Source organism: Rhizobium atlanticum (assembly GCF_030182485.1).
Classification (GTDB): Bacteria; Pseudomonadota; Alphaproteobacteria; order Rhizobiales; family Rhizobiaceae; genus Rhizobium.
On the sequence record NZ_JAQJCJ010000006.1, the window covers coordinates 273,472 to 290,632 of the forward strand.

The following is a 17,161-nucleotide window of genomic DNA, read 5'->3' on the forward strand; positions in this document are numbered from 1 at the left end:
TATCCGTGATATGCCGACAGGCGTCGAGTGCATTTTTCGCAGTGCAGCGTCCTGCTATGTGCATATGTCCGTTGCAACATTTGCATTTCTGTGATTTCTGCCGCGCCAGGGCGGCGCTTGAAATCGTCAGTGCCGCAACCATTTGAGGAGCAAGGCAGGACGATTTCCGCGCCAGGGACGGGAGCCCTCATGAAGCTTGTAGGCTTTTTCAATCGCGACGGCGGTACCTTCAAGACCACCGATATGCTGGCCTACGAAAAGAGGGCGGAAGCAGCGTTCCGCGATGCGGGGCACGATTTCGACGCGATCGTTTTCTCTGGAAATGAAATCATTCCGGCCATGGAACGTGCGGCCAAGCGCAACGATATCGACGGCATCGTCGCCGGTGGCGGCGACGGGACGATTTCGGCGGCGGCATCGATCGCCTGGAAGAACGGTATCGCACTCGGCGTCGTCCCGGCCGGCACCATGAACCTCTTTGCCCGTTCGCTGCGCGTGCCGCTCGATATCTGGCAGGCTCTCGACGTGCTTGCATCAGGCGAGATCGACAATGTTGATATTGCCAGCGCCAACGGCCGCCCCTTCATTCATCAGTTTTCCGCCGGCTTGCATGCCCGCATGGTGCGCTATCGCAATTCCTACAGCTATCGCTCGCGGCTGGGCAAGATCAGGGCAAGCACGAAGGCGGCCCTCGGCGTTATCTTCAATCCGCCAGAATTCGAGGTTGAGTTCGAAGCGGCCGGCATGCGCGAGCGTCGCCGGGTTTCGGCAGTCTCGGTCTCCAACAACCCGTTTGGCGAAAATGCACTGCTGTATGCCGATAATCTGAGAAGCGGCGAACTCGGCTTCTATACGGCAAATCCGCTGAAACCGCTCGGTGTCGCCCGCCTCGCCTTCGATATGATGCGCGGCAAGGTCCGCGAGAACGCGGACGTCATGGTGATGCACCCGGCCGAGGTGCGCCTGCATTTCCCGAAGCTGCGCTCCAAGGCCAATTGCGTGATGGACGGGGAACTGCTGCCGCTCGAACGCGACGTCTTGATCCGTCTGCATCCGGGCGAACTGAAGGTTCTCGTCAAGCAGGGTCTGGCGGCTCAGATCGATGCGGACGAACGCCGCGAACCCGCGGCGTAACGGAAGGATTCAGAGACGCGGTAGGTAGGTGCGATAGTCGAAATCGGAGACCGTGCGAAGATGCGCCAGCGCTTCCTTGCGCTTGGTGTCCCCATAGAGCGCCTGATATCGGCTGCCGAAGATATCGGCGATGAAGGGCGAGGTGCGGAAGGTCTCGACCGCGCTCAGGAAATCATGCGTCAGTCGCCTCGTATCTGCGGGCGTGTGCGCGGGCGTCGTCTCCTCGCCGGGATCGAGCTCGCGGTCGAGACCGGTGAGCATGCCGCCGAGGATCGCCGCCAGCAGCAGATAAGGATTGGCATCGGCGCCGGCGACGCGATGCTCGATGCGTGCGGCCGGCCCGTCCTTTTCGGGTATGCGGATTGCCGTGCCGCGATGGCCGTTGCCCCAGCTCAGATCGACGGGCGCGAAGGACCCCGGCTGAAAGCGCCGGTAGGAATTGGCGAAGGGGGCGAAGATCAGCTGCGCCTCGCGCATGCTGTCGAGCATACCTGCCGTGACCGATTTCAGCAGCTTCGGCTCGCCGCCTTTGGCGTCGAGAATGTTGCGGCCCTGTTCGTCGACGACGCTTACATGCACATGCAGGCCGGAACCGGCATGGTCGGAATAGGGCTTGGCCATGCAGGTCGATTTCAGCCCGTGGCGGCGCGCCGCCTGTTCGGCGATGCGCTTCAAATAAAGGCAGTCGTCGGCTGCCGCCAGCGCACTGGGCCGGTGCATGAGATTGACCTCGAACTGGCCGGGTCCGAATTCCGCTGTCGTCGCGTCCGCTGGCAGCCCCTGCGCCTTGGCATAGGCCCTCAGCGTCCGCAGATAGCTGTCGAGCGCGTCGACGGCGCTCATGTCGTAGAGCTGGAAACCATTCGGCTCGCCGCGATAGGTGAGGCTTTCGGGCGGGGAAGGCCGTCCGGTCTCGCGCCAGTCTGCGGACATCACATAGAATTCCAGCTCGGTGGCGATGACGGGCGTCAGCCCGCGCAGCCTGTAGCGTTCGACCACCGAGGCGAGGATCGCGCGCGGATCCATGAAGCTCGGGGTGCCGTCGAATTCGCACATGGTGGCGAGGACCTGCATCGAGCCCTCCGGCGCCCAGGGCATTGGCGCGAGGCTGCGTCGGTCTGGAACGACCATCCCGTCGGGATCGCCGATGGTCAGCGACAGGCCGGTGATGTCGTCATTGTCGTCGCCCCAGATGTCGAGCGACTGTGTCGATGTCGGCAGGCGGATCTCGCCGGCCCAGACCTTGCCTTCGCTGCCGGGCGGAAGCTGTTTGCCGCGCAGCTCGCCATTCATGCCGACGATCAGGATATCGAAACGTGGGTCTCCATCGGCCTTGCCGTCCATCCTGTCGCTCACCATGACCTTGAAAATCCTCCGGGACAAGGCCAAGCTCCTATCCCATCGACAGCAGCCTTTCAATCCGCGAGGATCTTTTGCCAGTGATGCCCGATACTTACCCGCCCTCCAACCTTGCTGCGGTCGACGCCGCGCACCATCTGCACCCCTTCGCCGACATGAAGAAGCTGAACGCCGAGGGAACGCGGATCATTCAGCGCGGCGAGGGCGTCTACATCTTCGATAGTCACGGCATAAAATATCTTGACGGCTTCGCCGGCCTTTGGTGCGTCAACATCGGCTACGGCCGCCGAGAGATCGCCGAAGCGGTTGCAAGGCAGATGAACGAGCTGCCCTATTACAACACCTTCTTCGGCACGACCTCCACGCCGGCGGCGCTGCTGGCGCAGAAGGTGACGTCGCATGCGGGCGAACGGTTCAACCATATTTTCTTCACCGGCTCCGGTTCGGAAGCGAACGACACCTGGTTCCGCATGGCTCGCGTCTATTGGAGCGCCGTCGGCAAGCCGTCGAAGAAGATCGTGATCGCGAGGAGGAACGGCTATCACGGCTCGACCGTCGCCGGCGCCAGCCTCGGCGGCATGAAGTACATGCATGAGCAAGGCGATCTGCCGATATCAGGCATTGTCCATATCGGGCAGCCCTATTGGTACGGTGAGGGCGGCGATCTCTCACCCGCCGAATTCGGCCTGAAAGTCGCCCGCGAGCTCGAAGCCAAGATCGACGAACTCGGCGAGGAAAATGTCGCGGCCTTCGTCGCCGAACCGGTGCAGGGGGCTGCCGGCGTCATCATTCCGCCCGAGACTTACTGGCCTGAGATCGACCGCATCTGCAAGGCGCGCAATATCCTGCTGGTAACCGACGAGGTGATCTGCGGTTTCGGCCGCCTGGGCGCCTGGTTCGGCCATCAGCATTTCGGCGTCGAACCCGATCTCGCGCCGATCGCCAAGGGGCTTTCCTCCGGCTATCTGCCGATCGGCGGCGTGCTCGTCAGCGGCCGCATCGCCGATGTGCTGATCAACGAGGTCGGCGATTTCAATCACGGCTTCACCTATTCCGGCCATCCGGTCTGCGCCGCCGCGGCTCTCGAAAACCTGCGCATCATCGAGGAGGAAAAACTGGTCGAGCGCGTGCGCGACGATATCGGTCCCTACTTCGGCAACGCCTGGGCAGCACTGGCCGAACACGATCTTGTCGGCGAGGCGGTCAGCATTGGCCTCATGGGCGGCCTGCAGCTTACCGCCGACAAGAGCGCGCGCACCCGTTACGAAAAGCCCGATCAGGTCGGCGCGCTCGTCCGCAATCACGCATTGGCGAACGGCCTGGTGCTGCGCGCCACCGGCGACCGCATGCTCGCCTCGCCACCGCTCGTCATCAGCCATGCGGAGGTGGACGAGATGGCGAGAATCACCAGGCTGGCATTGGATGCGGCCTGGAAGGAGCTGAAATCATGAAATCGTTCAGTTGGCCTGGTTGATCCAGGCATAACCGAAGCGATAGCGGTCGTCGCCGCGCCCGTAGAGATATGGCACATCGATCACCGCGGCGTCGGGCGCGGATACGCCGAGATTGACCTGGAGCCATTGCGCCATGGCCGGCGGCAGCCCTTCGTTTTTCTCCCTCTGCAGCATGAGCCACACCAGGAGAAGCGGCCGGCGGCCTGAGATATTCGGCTTGAAGCCGGGATAATCGACTGAGAGGACGGGAATACCGGGAATATCCTGTCTGAGATTGCCGGCGAGCAGGCTGTCGCCGGCAAGGATCGCCGCCGGTTCGGCCTGCCTGCGCAAGGTTTCCAGCATATCAGCATATGGCCTGTTCAGGCGCTCGTAGTGACCCGTGAAGCGCGCGCTCGCCACACTGCCGCAAAGGGCGGCCGGCACGCCGATCATGATGACGGCGACGATGAGCATGAAGCGCCGCAAAGCCTTGTCGGTCTCCACCCCTGCCGCCTCGATCTTTAGGCAGAGATAAAGCGGCACTATGAAGAGCATCGGCACCAGCCAGCGATCCTTGATGCCTGCCGCGCCGCCGAAGACGATCAACAGCAGGATGCCGATGACGAAGACGAGCAGCATCCGCTCGAGGAGCCGTGTCCATTCCGATTGGGCAGTCAGCGCTGAGCGAAGCTTCTTGCCGAAGACCATCGCGAACACTGCGATGGTCAATCCGGCGAAGCTGATGACGGCGAGAGCGAGCGAGCCGATGCCCATGGCGACCTGCATCGGATAGCTCGCATGGCCGCTCGCCGTCATCTTCTCCAGCGTGCGCGCGGTTGCGAAATCGAGATTGTCCTTCAGCCAGAAGAGATGCGGCAGGATGATGGCGAGGGCCACGATCACGGTCAGCGCCAGCCGCCGGTCGAAGATTCGCGGCCGCAGGCGTGTATCCGCCAGCGCGGCAATCAGGGCAGCGGCCGGTAGGATGGCGAAATTATACTTGGCAAGCAGACCGAAACCGATGCCGATGCCCGCGATCAGATAGGAGGCAAGGCTCGGCTGCTTCAGGCTGCGGATGAAACCGTAGAAGAAGATGCTGGCCGAGAAGAAGACCGCGACCGTGTGCGTCAGGTCACGCTGCATCTCGAAAACCATCTGCGGAATGGTGAGCAGCCCGAGTGTTGCGATTGCCACGAGCGCCTTGTCACGCAGGACGAGCCGCGCCGTCAGGCCATACAGCAGATAGGAGATAAAGAGCAGAAGGTTCTTGACGACGGACAGGGCGGCAAGCGAGACGCCGGCAAACTGGAAGACGGCATACTGCAGCCAATTGTAGAAGGGCGGCTGCGGGCCATAACCGGCGGCGAGCCATTGTGAGCGAAAGGCCTGTTCGGCCTCGTCGAGATCGAGCGAATGCGATGTCGCCAGCCTCACACCGATCTGAAGGGCGAAATAGGCGGCCAGCAGGATGAAAATCCACCTGACGTCGCGAAGGCTGGTCTCGCTCATCTATCTCGCTCCCGGCCAAACCCAGGCATAGCCGAGTGCGAAATTATCGCCCTGGCGACCGAAATGATAGGGAAGCGACAAGGCGCCGATCTCCTGCGGTGCGATATCGGCCGCCGCCAGCGCCGATGAAAATCGCTCCGGCATGACCGCATCGGCGGCCGTCGCCGTCTTCTTGCCGCGCCAGACGATGAGCACTGGTCCGTCCGATGTCGCATAGGCCGGGATGCCGGGTGCAGGGAAATCCGGGATCACCACGGGCACGCCGGGAAACTGCAGCCGCATGTTCCCGCCGACATAGGTATCCGAGGCGATCACCAGCGCAGGTTCGGCCTGTCGCGTCATTCCGCGGGCGAGATCGGCCATCGGCACATTCGGCCTGCTGTAGGTGCCGATCAGCCCGGCGCCGACGACGCGGAAGCCGAGCGCCACCAGGACGCAGGCCATCAGCACCGGCACGACGGGTCGGAAGCGGCGCAGTCCGGCGGAAAGGTCAAGCCCGGCCGCCTGCATCTTTGCCAGGAAATAGATCGGCAGCACCAGCAGGAACGGGTCGAGCCAGCGTTCACGCACCGTCGTGGAGCCGGTGAACAGAACGATCAAAAGGATTCCGGCGAGGCTGGCAAGCATCATCCGCTCCATCATCCCTGTCCAGCGGTTTCCGGATGCGAGCGCCCTGAAAAAGTTCCCGCCGAAGGCGGCGACGAAAATGGCGATGGGCAGCGCCGCAAAGGCGATGATGGCGATGACAAAGGCGACAATGCCCTTGCCGATGCGCAAGGCTCCGGCCGGTTCATTGCCGGCGGCCATTTTGACCAGCGTATCGGAGGAGGCGAATTCGAGGTTGCTCCGCAGCCAGATCGCGTGCGGCAGCACGATGATGAGCGCGACGGCGATCGCTGCCAGGATACGCCAGTCCAGCACCCTGCGCCGCCATTCGGCATCGGGCAGGACGGCGATCAGCGCCGCGACGGGCATCAGCGCGAAATTATATTTCGAGATCAGCCCTATGCCGGTCGCAAGCCCGAGCAGGAGGTAACTGCCGATGTCGGGCCGCTCGAGCGTGCGGAAGAAGCCGTAGAGGAAGAGCGAACTGGCAAAGAGCAGCGCCGTCGTATGGGTCAGATCCTGCTGCGCCATGTAGGAAACCTGGGGCAGGGTGATCAATGCCATCATTCCGACGGCGGCAAGCCTCTCGTCCTTCAGCGCCTCGCGTCCGGCAAGGCCGTAAAAGAGGTAACACAGGAAGAGCAGGATGTTCTTCGGGATGACAAGCGCGCCCATCGACAAGCCGGTCACCGAAACGATGGCATATTGCATCCAGTTGTAGAAGGGCGGCTGCGGGCCATAACCCGCCAGCAGATATTGCGAAAAGAAGGACTGCTCGGCCTCGTCGAGTTCCAGCGCGTGCGGAAGTACCAGCCTGAGCGCGATGTTCAGCACGAAATAGGCTGCAAGCAGCAGCGCCGCGGTTCTGATCGTCCTCGTCGCCCGGTTCAGCATCGTGCTGCCGGTTTATGCTTGGCTTTGATCGTCGAAGATCTCCCGGACGATGTAGTTCGGGGAGGCATCGTCACGATAGTAGGTGCGCGCGATCATTTCCGCCAGGATGCCGGTGGTGATCATCTGTACCGACGAAAGCAGGAGCACGACGCCGACCATCAGCATCGGACGTGTGCCGATATCGTTGCCCATGATGAACTTGTCGAACCCGAGATAGAGCAGGATCAAGATGGCAACCGCGCCGAGACCGAGACCGAGCGAGCCGAAGAAATGGCCGGGCCGCGCCTTGTAGCGCATGAAGAACATCACCGACAGCAGATCGAGGATAACGCGGAAGGTGCGCGAGATGCCGTATTTCGAAACACCGTGCTCGCGGGCATGGTGGGTGACGGCCATCTCGCCGATGCGCGAACTCGGGACGACGCCGGCGACCCAGGCTGGGATGAAGCGGTGCATCTCGCCCATCAGCTTCACCTGCTTGATGATCGAGGCCCGGTAGATCTTCAGGCTGCAGCCGTAGTCGTGCAGCTTGACGCCGGTGATGCGGCCGATCAGGTAGTTGGCGCACCAGGAGGGGATCTTGCGCAGGAATAGGCCGTCCTTGCGGTTCTTGCGCCAGCCGACCAGCAGGTCGAGTTCGCGCCGCTCGAGCTCCGAGACCATCGCAGGGATGTCCTTCGGGTCGTTCTGCAGATCGCCGTCCATCGTCGCGATCAGCCGCCCCCGGGCGGTATCGATGCCGGCCTGCATGGCGGCAGTCTGGCCGAAATTACGCTGCAGCTCGACGATCCGGAGCGCCAGGCCCTTGCGGCCGACAAATTTTCGGGCGTTGACGAGCGTCGCATCCGTGCTGCCGTCGTCGACGAGGATCAGTTCCCAGCGATGAGGATACTCGGCCATCGCCGCAACGATGCGCTCGACCAGCGGGCCGACGCTTTCCTCTTCGTTGAAAACGGGCACGACCAGCGACAGCTCGAGCGATTGTACCGGATCATTCGTGCCGCGAATGGGCTCTACCGTTGTCTGCAACTTTGCATCTCCAAAAGGCCGGGCGGCCTTGCAATCTTACTGCCGCCACCGCGCTTGCGGAAGCCTACTACATGAAGTGTCCGCCCGTTGCCAGCGGGCAATGCCGCTTTCCCCGCAATCGGCCGACTTGCCGCAACCCTACTTCGCGCCGCCTTCTACCCAGGAATAACCAATCGAGAACGTATGTTTGCCGTCACCGAAAAGATAGGGAAGGGTCAGCGCCTTCACCTCCTGCAGATGAATACCCGACTTCACGAGATCATCGGCAAAGTCGGGAGAAATGGTGGGGTCATTTGCGGTTTCTCCGCGCCAGACGACGAGCACAGGACCCTTCGCAGCCGCATATTCAGGCACCCCGGGGCCTGGAAAGAATGGGATCACGACGGGGACGTCGGGGAATTCCAGCTTCATGTTGCCGGCCACGAACTTGGTTCCCGCCACGATGAGAACCGGCTTGCGGGTCGCGGTCAGCTCGTCAACGAAATTCGCGAAGGGCACGTTCGTTCTCGTGTAAACGCCGGTATATTGCATGCCGACGATTCTGAGCAGAAGGATCGCCAGGATGACGACCATGAAGACCGGCACCACAGGCCGGAAGCGTGCAAGGCCGGCGGAAAGATCGACGCCAGCGGTTTCGAGCTTCAGGAACAGATAGATCAGCATGACGAGCAGGCACGGGTCGAGCCAGCGCTCGTGGATATCGCTCGCGCCGGCAACGATGACGACACCGACGAAGGCGAGCAGGCTCACGATCATCATTCGCTCGATGACCCGTATCATCGGACTGGACGCGGAAAGCGCACGGAAGAAATCCCGTCGGAAGGCTGCTGCGAAGAGAACGATGGGCAGTGCGACGAAGCCGAGGACGGCGATGACGAGGGACAACAGCCCCTGACCGATGCGGGGAAGGCCAGCGGCGGCCTCGTGTTCGGCGGTCATCCGCTCCATGGTCGGGGCCGAAGCGCTGATGAGATTATCGGGCAGCCATAGCGCATGCGGCAGAATGATCAGAATGGCGATTGCGAACGCCGGCAGCAGACGCCAATCCAACAGACGGCTGCGCCACTTTCGGTCCACCAGGACCGCGACGAAGGCGGCAAACGGCAGGATGGCGAAATTGTATTTTGAGATGAGGCCGATGCCGGTGGCGATGCCGATGACGAGATAGCTCCCGATCGTCGGCTGCCGAAGTGTCCGAAAAAAGCCGAAGAGGAAGAGCGAGGTCGCAAACAGCAGGGCAACCGTATGGGTCAGTTCGCGCTGCGCCATCAGGCCGACCTGTGGCAGGGTAATCAGGCTCAGCATAGCGACGGGTGCGAGCAGACGGTTCTTCAGCACCTCGCGGGCAGCCAGCCCATAGAAAAGATAGCAGCCGAAGAGAATGATGTTCTTCGGAACCGAGAGCGCCCACATCGTGATTCCGGTGACCGAGACGATGGCGTATTGGATCCAGTTGTAGAAGGGAGGCTGCGGACCGTAGCCGGCCAGAAGATATTGCGAGTAGAACGATTGTTCCGCCTCGTCGAGATCAAGCGTATGGGGCAATGCGATGCGGAGCACGATGTTCAGCAGGAAATAGACTGCCAGAAAAATGCTCGCGCTCGTGATGTTTCTGGTAATGCGCTCCAACATCGATCTCCAAGTCAAGCCGGCAAGACGCCGTGATCTGTCGGTCTGCCGCGGCGGTGGTCGGCCTTAGAGCGATCTCGCCGCCGTCGCTTCAACTCCGCCGTTGTGCCCAACCTTCATTTCTCCTAAAACGCCTGGCAATGGAGCCGAGGCTCATGCCGACGCCAAGCGAGGAATGCCTACTACATGAAGAGTTCGATCGTTGAAAGCCAGCAGTCCTGGTTTATGCGCAATCGCATGACGGCGCTGACGGTCGTAATTGTCGCAGCCTATGCGCTCTTCGTACAATGGTTCTGGGGTTGGCCCGTCATCATCAGCCAATGGGCCGATGTCGGGGCAGGCCCGGTGATCGGTGCGCTCGTGGCGTTGACGAGCACCTATTTCCTGCGTACCTGGCGCATCTACGACTATTTTCCCAAGGAGACGGCGGGCCGGTTCGCGATTCTCTTTCGCGTTACGCAGATCCACAATCTCCTGAACATCATGCTGCCCTTCCGCACCGGCGAGACCAGCTTTCCCTTGCTGATGCGCACCGAGTTCGGCATTCCGCTGACCCGCGGAACCTCGGCGCTCCTGGTCATGCGGCTGCTCGACCTGCACGCGCTTCTGGCTGCCGCGGGTATCGGCTTTGCGCTCGCCGCGGCCGATGCATTCGTCGCATGGTCGCTTTGGGCAGTCTTCCTGCTGCTGCCGGTCGCAGCTTTCGCCGCGCGCAAGCCGCTGTTCCGGCTCGCTGCCAGGTTGTTGCCTGATAAGGCGCAGAAATTCGTCGTCGAGATCGAAAACGGTCTGCCGCTCGATGCCGCGGCCTTTGCGCGCGCCTGGGCGATGACCATCGTCAACTGGCTGGTGAAGGTGATCGTGCTCGCATGGGCGCTCGGCCTGATGGGCGTGCTGCCGATGGCGGCAAGCTTCGGCGGCGCGCTCGGCGGTGAACTCTCCTCCGTTCTGCCGGTGCACGCGCCGGGCGGCGTCGGCACCTATCCGGCCGGCATTACCGCCGGCGCCATTGCGCTCGGAGCATCCAGCGAGCGGATGGCTCTGGCCGCGCTGGCGCAGGCAAGCGTCAATGCGCATCTCTTGATCATCGTCTCGGCGCTGACGGGCACCGCAATCTCACTGCCGCTCGGGCGCCGCGGCAAGCTCTGAAATCCGTTTCCGCAAAAAAGCCTGCTCCGGCTCCTGCCGACAAAGCGATAGTGCCGTCTGATAGGCTGCGATCGCCTCTTCGGTGCGGCCAAGCCTGCGCAGGAAATCGGCGCGCGCCGAATGGGCGAGGTGATAGGACCTGAGCTCCTGACGCCCTAAAATGGCATCGACCAGTTCCAGTCCCTTCGCCGGCCCTTCCGCCATTGATATCGCAACTGCTCGGTTGAGTTCCACGATCGGGGAGGGCTGCGCCGCCAGCAGCAGATCGTAATAGAAGGCGATGCGCCGCCAGTCGGTCTCTTCGGCGGTCGGCGCCCTGGCATGCTCTGCAGCGATCGCCGCCTGCGCCGTATAGGCGCTGATCTCCGCCACCCGCATCGCCTCGGCGAGCAGCGCCAGGCCTTCCGCGATTTTTGCACGGTCCCAGAGCGACCGGTCCTGGTCGGCAAGCAGCACCAGCGATCCCTGCTCGTTGCTGCGTGCCAAGCGGCGGGAATCCTGCAGCAGCATCAGCGCCAGAAGACCGCGGGCGTCAGGATGTGGCAGCAGCGCCAGAAGCAGCCGCGCCAGCCTAATCGCCTCGGCAGTCAGGTCGGCGCGGACAACATCCTCGCCGGATGAGGCGGAATAACCTTCGTTGAAAACGAGATAGATGACGTGCAGCACCTGATCGAGCCGCTGAGGCAGTGCGTCGCGGCCCGGCACTTCGTAGGGGATATTCGCGGCGCGTATCCTGCTCTTGGCGCGCACGATCCGCTGGGCGACCGTCGGCGCCGGAACGAGAAAGGCATGGGCGATCTCTTCGGTGGTCAATCCGCAGATTTCGCGGAGCGCCATCGCCGTCTGCGCGTCGGATGGGATAGCAGGATGGCAGCAGGTGAAGATCAGGCGCAGCATGTCGTCCTCGATCGCTTCCATATCGCCGATCTCCGTTGTGTCGACGCTGTAGAGGCTGTCCTCGATGTGATGCTGCGAGGCGTCGAAGCGCGCTCGCCGCCGGATTGTGTCGATCGCCTTGAAACGTCCTGTCGAGACGAGCCAGGCGAACGGATTGCCGGGAACGCCATCCGTCGGCCATGTCCGGGCGGCCGCGGCAAAGGCATCCTGAAGCGCTTCCTCCGCTCGGTCGAAATCCCCGAGCAGGCGGATCAGCGTCGCCAGCACCCGGCGCGACTGTGTTCGATAAATCTCTTCGATCACGCTCTCCAGCGGCGCACCTCCTCAGTACGGCGCGGGGAGTGTCCGCACGGGCCTGAGCTCGACCGCGCCGAAACGCGCCGAAGGGATCCGTCCGGCAATCTCTTTCGCCTGCATGAGGTCCGGCGCCTCGATGACGTAGAAGCCGGCGAGATGTTCCTTCGTCTCGACATAGGGGCCATCGGTGGCGGAGAGCGTGTTGTTACGAACGCGCAGCACCGTCGCTTGGTCAGGCATCTCCAAGGCATCGGCGTGGATCATGATGCCGTCACGGCGTAGCTCCTCATCGAAGGCGAAATGCGCTTTGATGAGTTCATCGGTCTCACCAGGCGTCAGCCTGCCATCCGTGTCGGCGCTGTTGTAGATCAGGCAGATATAGCGCATGGCTATTTCCCATCCTGGATCGCGTAAGTCGGGCGCACTTCGATCGAGGAATATTTGACGATCGGAAAACTCGACGCGATCGTTTTCGCCTCCTCGATACTGTTGGCTTCGATAAGCACAAAACCACCGAGGTGCTCCTTGATTTCAGCAAACGGGCCATCGGTCGCAGAAACTTCGCCATTGCGCAGGCGGACCGTGACCGCTGTTGACGGTTCATACAAGGCGAGCGCCACCTGGAGGTGACCGCTCTCGCGCCAGCGATTGTCGCTGATGATGCACTCCTGTGTGAGCGCATCCCATTCGCTCTGAGGGACCAGCTTGCTTTTTTCCGTGTCGAACCAGATCTGGCATAGAAATTTCATCGCTCTTTCCTCATTTGGTTCCGAATTCATGGATTGGCCGCACTTCGATTGCGCCGAGCTTCGCAAGCGGGATGCCGGCGGCAACGCGGATCGCATCGTTAAGGTCCTTTGCCTCGATCAGAATGAAGCCGCCGAGCGCTTCCTTCGTCTCGGCAAAAGGACCGTCTGTTACCGATGTCTCGTCGGCCCGCACACGGACCGTCACCGCCGATGTCGGCGGCTGCAGCGCCTGGGCAATGATCATATGCCCGCTTTCGACGAGATCCCGGTCATAGTTCAGGGAATTCGCGTCGAGGTCGGCCTTCTCCTCTTTCGTCATGGCGTCGAGTATCGCGCCATCGAACCAGACCTGGCAGAGATATTTCATTGCGGGCAGCCTCCTTGCAGGGTTCAATACCTGGACGAATGGGGTGCGGGCATTTCGACAGCGTCAGGAAAAATCTTTTGTGCCGGTCACCTGTCGAAATGACAAGTGAGCACTCGACAAGGCTTCGTCGAAACCTGTCGAGGAGAATGGCAATGAGTATTCTTGAAATCGCGCTGGCAAGCCAGATCTGGGCGCGCCGCCATGAGAAGCGCGGGCTGGCATTCGACGAAAGCGCTGGGCTGAAGGCCCTTCTGCGCGTCGCTTTCGTCATCGTCGCCTTCACTCTGTTGATTGCAGGGCTGAACATCGCTGCCGGCAGGCCGCAGATGCTTGCGCAGAGTTCGGCGCCTATTGCGACCGGCCGATAAAGAAACGGCTTATTGGAATGCCGTCTCGAAGAAGCTGCGCAGTTTGCGCGAATGCAGCGCTTCCTTCGGCATGGCCGCAAGCTTCTGGACCGCACGGATGCCGATCTGCAAATGCTGGTTCACTTGCGTGCGGTAGAAGGCGGTCGCCATACCCGGCAGCTTCAACTCGCCATGCAGCGGCTTGTCGGAGACGCAAAGGAGCGTCCCGTAGGGCACGCGGAAGCGGAAGCCATTGGCGGCAATTGTTGCCGATTCCATGTCGAGCGCGATGGCGCGCGCCTGGGACAGCCGCTTCACCGGCCCGCGTTGGTCGCGCAGTTCCCAGTTGCGGTTGTCGATCGTGCCGACGGTGCCGGTGCGCATGATGCGCTTCAGCTCGAAACCTTCGTAACCGGTGATTTCGGCGACGGCCGCTTCCAGCGCCACCTGCACTTCGGCCAGAGCCGGAATCGGCACCCAGACCGGCAGGTCGTCGTCGAGAACATGGTCCTCGCGCATATAGGCATGGGCGAGAACGTAATCGCCGAGCCGCTGGCTATTGCGAAGCCCGGCGCAGTGGCCGAGCATCAGCCAGGCATGCGGGCGCAGCACGGCGACGTGGTCGGTTATCGTCTTGGCGTTGGAAGGGCCGACGCCGATATTGATCATGGTGATCCCGGCATGGCCCTTCTTCTTCAGATGATAGGCCGGCATCTGCGGCAGACGGGAAAGTGTCGCATCCGTTTCCGGCACGCTTGAGCCGGGCAGGGTGACGATGTTGCCGGGCTCGACGAAGGCGGTGTAGCCGTCGCCGCCCTCCGCCATCAGCTTGCGCGCCCAGCTGCAGAATTCATCGATATAGAACTGGTAGTTCGTAAACAGCACGAAGTTCTGGAAATGCTCGGCATGCGTCGCCGTATAATGCGACAGCCGGGCGAGCGAATAGTCGATGCGCTGGGCGGTGAACGGCGCAAGCGGCGAGGGCTCTCCTGGCGGCGGGATATATTCGCCGTTGGCGATTTCGTCGTCGGTGGTGTTGAGGTCGGGCGTGTCGAAGATATCGCGCATTGGAACGTCGACAAATGCTGAGGCCGATGCTTCGACGTGGGCGCCCTCGCCGAAGGCGAAGTGCAGCGGGATCGGCGTTGACGATTCCGAGACGACGATCGGAACATTATGGCTCTTGATCAGCAGCGACAACTGCTCCTTCAGGTAATGCCTGAAGAGCTTCGGCCGGGTGACCGTCGTCGTGTAGATGCCGGGCGCCGTGACATGGCCGTAGGAGAGGCGAGAATCGACATGGCCGAAGCTTGTCGTCTCGATGCTGACCTGCGGATAAAAGGCGCGGTAGCGCGAGGCGATCGGCGCGCCCTGGGCAAGGTCGGTGAAGCTCTGGATCAGGAACGCGGTATTGCGTTCGTAAAGCGCTGTCAGCGTCTCGACGGCCTTGGCCGGATCATCGAAACTCTCGGGCTGAAAAGGAGACGGAGAGGATATGTCGAGGGGCGACAGGGGGGAGATTCGTTTGTTCATGACGCATTATAGAGAGTTGTTTTTGACAAGCAAACGACGCGCGCCGGCCGAATCCGATTTTTTATCCTCTTGCGAGCCTGTTGCCGTCACCGCACTGTGGGCGCGCAGAAGGTTCCGCTTCTCTCCAGGCAGGTATAGTTCGCACCGAAATGCGACTGCGTACCCCCCCCGCCATTGTGCACGACGACCGCCGAAAACGTGACGGCGAAGACCGCCGCAAACAGCGTGATAATGGTGAAACGTCTTGCCAGAATATAGAAGTTCATCCCAGGCCCCCGATACGCAACCTAACCGTGACATGAGTTTTGCCACACCTCGGCTGAACCAGTGCTGAGATGTCGGTTCATCCACCGTTCAGCTTGCGGGGCAGGGTCTGCGATTGCAGTGACGATTGACAAGTCGGGAAGACTTCGAGGACATGCCGGCTTTTCGACCGGCATGATTATACGTTTCGGATGATTGTTGCGTCGGTTTTATCGCGTCAGAGCCGCGTCCAGGTCTGCGTCTTGCAAAGGATCTTCATCACGCAGCCCTGCATCTTTAGTGAATTGCCGGAAATCTTTCCTGAGCCGCTATAGGTCTTGTCGGCGGCGGGGTCGGTGATCTCGCCGGCATAGCTGCCGCCGGTCCCGGCAAGTCTACCGATCTTGCGGCCGGTATATTTGCCGGTTTTCAGCGTCACGCAATAACTCCCGCCGCAGGCGGCAATCACCGCCGTTTCGCCGGAGGCCGTCTTCCAATTGCCGACGATGGGTTCGTCGGCATTGGCTGTGCCCGCGATCACGGCGATAGCGCCGGCAAGAATGAGACTGCGGATCATCTTTTCCTCCCTGATGTCCTCTGACCGACCGCGAAAATAACTGACGCGAACGTAAAGGTAAATAGAGCCGGCTGTCCGTCCGCCGCCCGCTAAAAGCGGCCGAAAAGCCGACTGTAGAGCTTTTAAACCCGTCGCCTGCTGATTTCATGATGAACGATCCATTTATTTCCATATCTGAATCTTTTGTAAAATTTGAGCGAAAATCCCTAAATCCCAGGGAATCCGATGTTTAACAAAAACCCAACTTTACCAAGCGTTTGCAGTTTGTTTGTCTCAAATTAATCATGCATTTTAGGCGTTTTTTGAAAGCCGTTTGGCATAGTCAAGCCATCAAACGAGCGGGGAAACCCGCCGGACCGAAGGGACCGAAAAGCCGCGATAGACGGCAAGGTCCCGAAGGTAAAACAGGGTAAGTCGTAAACAGGCTAACAGGGATAAAACCGATGGCACGCTTTGAAATGCACAATGCTGAAACGGCCACCATGGGTGGCGACAACAACAGCGCCGATGTCTTCTGCGAAATGGGTCTGATGTATGCGACCGGCCGCGGCTGCGCCGTCGACCTCGTTGCCGCCCACAAGTGGCTGAACATCGCCGCGATCAAGGGCAACGACCGCGCCGCCGAGCTCCGCGCCGACGTGGCCGCCGCCATGAACAAGATGCAGCTCGTGGAAGCACTGCGCGCTGCCCGCGAATGGATGACGGTTCACTGACGCACCGACCGAGAATCCGAAACGATTCCGGACAGAACGATACCTCAACTGTTGGAGCGCCGCGTGTCCAAAAGGACCCACGGCGCTCCAACTGACGTTTTCTGAGGTTGTCGGTGTTGGGACGCCTCAGACGTCCTTCGTTAGACGAGGCAAGACCTCGTCGATTGCAACGACACCTTGGGGATCAAAACATGGCGCTCAAGCGAATGGACAATGTCGGAATCGTCGTCGAAGACCTCGGAGAGGCGATTGATTTCTTTCGCGAGCTCGGCCTCGAATTGGAAGGGCGGGCGACGGTCGATGGCGAATGGGCCGGACGTATCACTGGACTGGAAGATCAGCGTGTCGAGATCGCCATGATGCGCACACCGGACGGCCAACAGCCGGCTTGAGCTCTCCCGCTTTCTGGCGCCGCCTGTCGTCGCAGATCACCGGAACGCCCCGGTCAACGCCCTCGGCTACCTCCGCGTCATGTTCGAAGTCGATGACATTGACGAGACGCTTGAGAGACTGCGCGGGCGCGGCGCGCAGCTCGTAGGGGAAGTCGTTCAGTATAAGGATGCGTATCGGCTCTGCTACATTCGCGGACCTGAAGGGATTCTGATCGGACTCGCCGAGGAACTCCGCTGAACGTAATACGCGGACAAAACGGGAAGAAGACCGACCAATGTTGGCGAGCGGACAGGAATAAAA

17 protein-coding genes and 1 pseudogene are annotated in these 17,161 nt (G+C 61.3%); 6 read left to right on the plus strand and 12 right to left on the minus strand.

The window, feature by feature from the left end; genetic code table 11:
* The first annotated feature begins 189 nt into the window (after positions 1–189).
* Positions 190–1,134, plus strand: coding sequence for a diacylglycerol/lipid kinase family protein (locus PH551_RS11725; protein ID WP_285193113.1), 945 nt, complete (start codon positions 190–192; stop codon positions 1,132–1,134).
* Between the two features lie 9 nt (positions 1,135–1,143).
* Here PH551_RS11725 and PH551_RS11730 read toward each other — a convergent pair whose 3' ends face one another.
* Entirely contained in the window at positions 1,144–2,493 is a 1,350-nt protein-coding gene (locus PH551_RS11730) for a glutamine synthetase family protein (RefSeq protein ID WP_285193145.1), read from the minus strand.
* 83 nt (positions 2,494–2,576) lie between these two features.
* Between PH551_RS11730 and PH551_RS11735 the strand changes: the two genes are divergently transcribed.
* Entirely contained in the window at positions 2,577–3,944 is a 1,368-nt protein-coding gene (locus tag PH551_RS11735) for an aspartate aminotransferase family protein (RefSeq protein WP_285193114.1), read from the plus strand.
* A gap of 6 nt (positions 3,945–3,950) precedes the next feature.
* On the opposite strand, the gene PH551_RS11740 is transcribed toward PH551_RS11735, so the two are convergent.
* From PH551_RS11740 to PH551_RS11755, 4 genes are all read right to left on the minus strand, one after another.
* Positions 3,951–5,438 carry an ArnT family glycosyltransferase gene (locus PH551_RS11740; protein WP_285193115.1) on the minus strand — a complete coding sequence of 496 codons (1,488 nt, stop codon included), beginning with the start codon at positions 5,436–5,438 and terminating at the stop codon, positions 3,951–3,953.
* Positions 5,439–6,938: a glycosyltransferase family 39 protein gene (locus tag PH551_RS11745; RefSeq protein WP_285193116.1), complete on the minus strand. Its 1,500-nt coding sequence runs from the start codon at positions 6,936–6,938 to the stop codon at positions 5,439–5,441.
* Between the two features lie 12 nt (positions 6,939–6,950).
* On the minus strand, positions 6,951–7,967 hold the full coding sequence (locus PH551_RS11750) for a glycosyltransferase family 2 protein (RefSeq protein WP_085777531.1): 1,017 nt from the start codon (positions 7,965–7,967) through the stop codon (positions 6,951–6,953).
* A gap of 138 nt (positions 7,968–8,105) precedes the next feature.
* Positions 8,106–9,599, minus strand: coding sequence for an ArnT family glycosyltransferase (locus PH551_RS11755; RefSeq protein ID WP_285193117.1), 1,494 nt, complete (start codon positions 9,597–9,599; stop codon positions 8,106–8,108).
* 183 nt (positions 9,600–9,782) lie between these two features.
* Between PH551_RS11755 and PH551_RS11760 the strand changes: the two genes are divergently transcribed.
* Complete coding sequence (locus tag PH551_RS11760; protein WP_285193118.1) at positions 9,783–10,745, plus strand: lysylphosphatidylglycerol synthase domain-containing protein; 963 nt, start codon at positions 9,783–9,785, stop codon at positions 10,743–10,745.
* Here the strand turns inward: PH551_RS11760 and PH551_RS11765 are convergent.
* The 4 genes from PH551_RS11765 to PH551_RS11780 are packed head-to-tail and all read right to left on the minus strand — an operon-like array spanning position 10,713 to position 13,055.
* Positions 10,713–11,954, minus strand: a complete 1,242-nt coding sequence (locus tag PH551_RS11765) for an RNA polymerase sigma factor (RefSeq protein WP_285193146.1) — start codon at positions 11,952–11,954, stop codon at positions 10,713–10,715. The two genes, PH551_RS11760 and PH551_RS11765, sit on opposite strands and share 33 nt — an antisense overlap.
* A 12-nt stretch (positions 11,955–11,966) precedes the next feature.
* Positions 11,967–12,326, minus strand: coding sequence for a YciI family protein (locus PH551_RS11770; protein ID WP_085777535.1), 360 nt, complete (start codon positions 12,324–12,326; stop codon positions 11,967–11,969).
* A 2-nt stretch (positions 12,327–12,328) separates the two neighbouring features.
* Entirely contained in the window at positions 12,329–12,688 is a 360-nt protein-coding gene (locus PH551_RS11775) for a YciI family protein (RefSeq protein WP_221127628.1), read from the minus strand.
* A 10-nt stretch (positions 12,689–12,698) separates the two neighbouring features.
* A complete protein-coding gene (locus PH551_RS11780; protein WP_285193119.1) occupies positions 12,699–13,055 on the minus strand; it encodes a YciI family protein in 357 nt (118 codons plus the stop codon).
* 152 nt (positions 13,056–13,207) lie between these two features.
* Here PH551_RS11780 and PH551_RS11785 point away from each other — a divergent pair, with 152 nt between their 5' ends.
* Positions 13,208–13,423, plus strand: a complete 216-nt coding sequence (locus PH551_RS11785; RefSeq protein ID WP_285193120.1) for a hypothetical protein — start codon at positions 13,208–13,210, stop codon at positions 13,421–13,423.
* Positions 13,424–13,432: 9 nt separating this feature from the next.
* On the opposite strand, the gene amn is transcribed toward PH551_RS11785, so the two are convergent.
* From amn to PH551_RS11800, 3 genes are all read right to left on the minus strand, one after another.
* On the minus strand, positions 13,433–14,935 hold the full coding sequence (gene amn, locus PH551_RS11790; RefSeq protein WP_285193121.1) for an AMP nucleosidase: 1,503 nt from the start codon (positions 14,933–14,935) through the stop codon (positions 13,433–13,435).
* 86 nt (positions 14,936–15,021) lie between these two features.
* Positions 15,022–15,201, minus strand: a complete 180-nt coding sequence (locus tag PH551_RS11795) for a hypothetical protein (RefSeq protein WP_085777540.1) — start codon at positions 15,199–15,201, stop codon at positions 15,022–15,024.
* A gap of 215 nt (positions 15,202–15,416) precedes the next feature.
* Positions 15,417–15,755, minus strand: a complete 339-nt coding sequence (locus tag PH551_RS11800) for a DUF2147 domain-containing protein (RefSeq protein WP_285193122.1) — start codon at positions 15,753–15,755, stop codon at positions 15,417–15,419.
* Between the two features lie 443 nt (positions 15,756–16,198).
* Here PH551_RS11800 and PH551_RS11805 point away from each other — a divergent pair, with 443 nt between their 5' ends.
* On the plus strand, positions 16,199–16,468 hold the full coding sequence (locus PH551_RS11805) for a sel1 repeat family protein (RefSeq protein WP_011424668.1): 270 nt from the start codon (positions 16,199–16,201) through the stop codon (positions 16,466–16,468).
* Between the two features lie 191 nt (positions 16,469–16,659).
* Positions 16,660–17,098, plus strand: a pseudogene (locus PH551_RS11810) (VOC family protein).
* Positions 17,099–17,161 lie beyond the last annotated feature (63 nt).

What these genes read in the sequence shown, in the direction of transcription:
- PH551_RS11725 (WP_285193113.1), top strand. Translation starts at nt 190, where the DNA reads ATGAAGCTTGTAGGCTTTTTCAATCGCGACGGCGGTACCTTCAAGACC.
- PH551_RS11730 (WP_285193145.1), bottom strand. Translation starts at nt 2,493, where the DNA reads ATGGTGAGCGACAGGATGGACGGCAAGGCCGATGGAGACCCACGTTTC.
- PH551_RS11735 (WP_285193114.1), top strand. Translation starts at nt 2,577, where the DNA reads ATGCCCGATACTTACCCGCCCTCCAACCTTGCTGCGGTCGACGCCGCG.
- PH551_RS11740 (WP_285193115.1), bottom strand. Translation starts at nt 5,438, where the DNA reads ATGAGCGAGACCAGCCTTCGCGACGTCAGGTGGATTTTCATCCTGCTG.
- PH551_RS11745 (WP_285193116.1), bottom strand. Translation starts at nt 6,938, where the DNA reads ATGCTGAACCGGGCGACGAGGACGATCAGAACCGCGGCGCTGCTGCTT.
- PH551_RS11755 (WP_285193117.1), bottom strand. Translation starts at nt 9,599, where the DNA reads ATGTTGGAGCGCATTACCAGAAACATCACGAGCGCGAGCATTTTTCTG.
- PH551_RS11760 (WP_285193118.1), top strand. Translation starts at nt 9,783, where the DNA reads ATGAAGAGTTCGATCGTTGAAAGCCAGCAGTCCTGGTTTATGCGCAAT.
- PH551_RS11770 (WP_085777535.1), bottom strand. Translation starts at nt 12,326, where the DNA reads ATGCGCTATATCTGCCTGATCTACAACAGCGCCGACACGGATGGCAGG.
- PH551_RS11775 (WP_221127628.1), bottom strand. Translation starts at nt 12,688, where the DNA reads ATGAAATTTCTATGCCAGATCTGGTTCGACACGGAAAAAAGCAAGCTG.
- PH551_RS11780 (WP_285193119.1), bottom strand. Translation starts at nt 13,055, where the DNA reads ATGAAATATCTCTGCCAGGTCTGGTTCGATGGCGCGATACTCGACGCC.
- PH551_RS11785 (WP_285193120.1), top strand. Translation starts at nt 13,208, where the DNA reads ATGAGTATTCTTGAAATCGCGCTGGCAAGCCAGATCTGGGCGCGCCGC.
- amn (WP_285193121.1), bottom strand. Translation starts at nt 14,935, where the DNA reads ATGAACAAACGAATCTCCCCCCTGTCGCCCCTCGACATATCCTCTCCG.
- PH551_RS11795 (WP_085777540.1), bottom strand. Translation starts at nt 15,201, where the DNA reads ATGAACTTCTATATTCTGGCAAGACGTTTCACCATTATCACGCTGTTT.
- PH551_RS11800 (WP_285193122.1), bottom strand. Translation starts at nt 15,755, where the DNA reads ATGATCCGCAGTCTCATTCTTGCCGGCGCTATCGCCGTGATCGCGGGC.
- PH551_RS11805 (WP_011424668.1), top strand. Translation starts at nt 16,199, where the DNA reads ATGGCACGCTTTGAAATGCACAATGCTGAAACGGCCACCATGGGTGGC.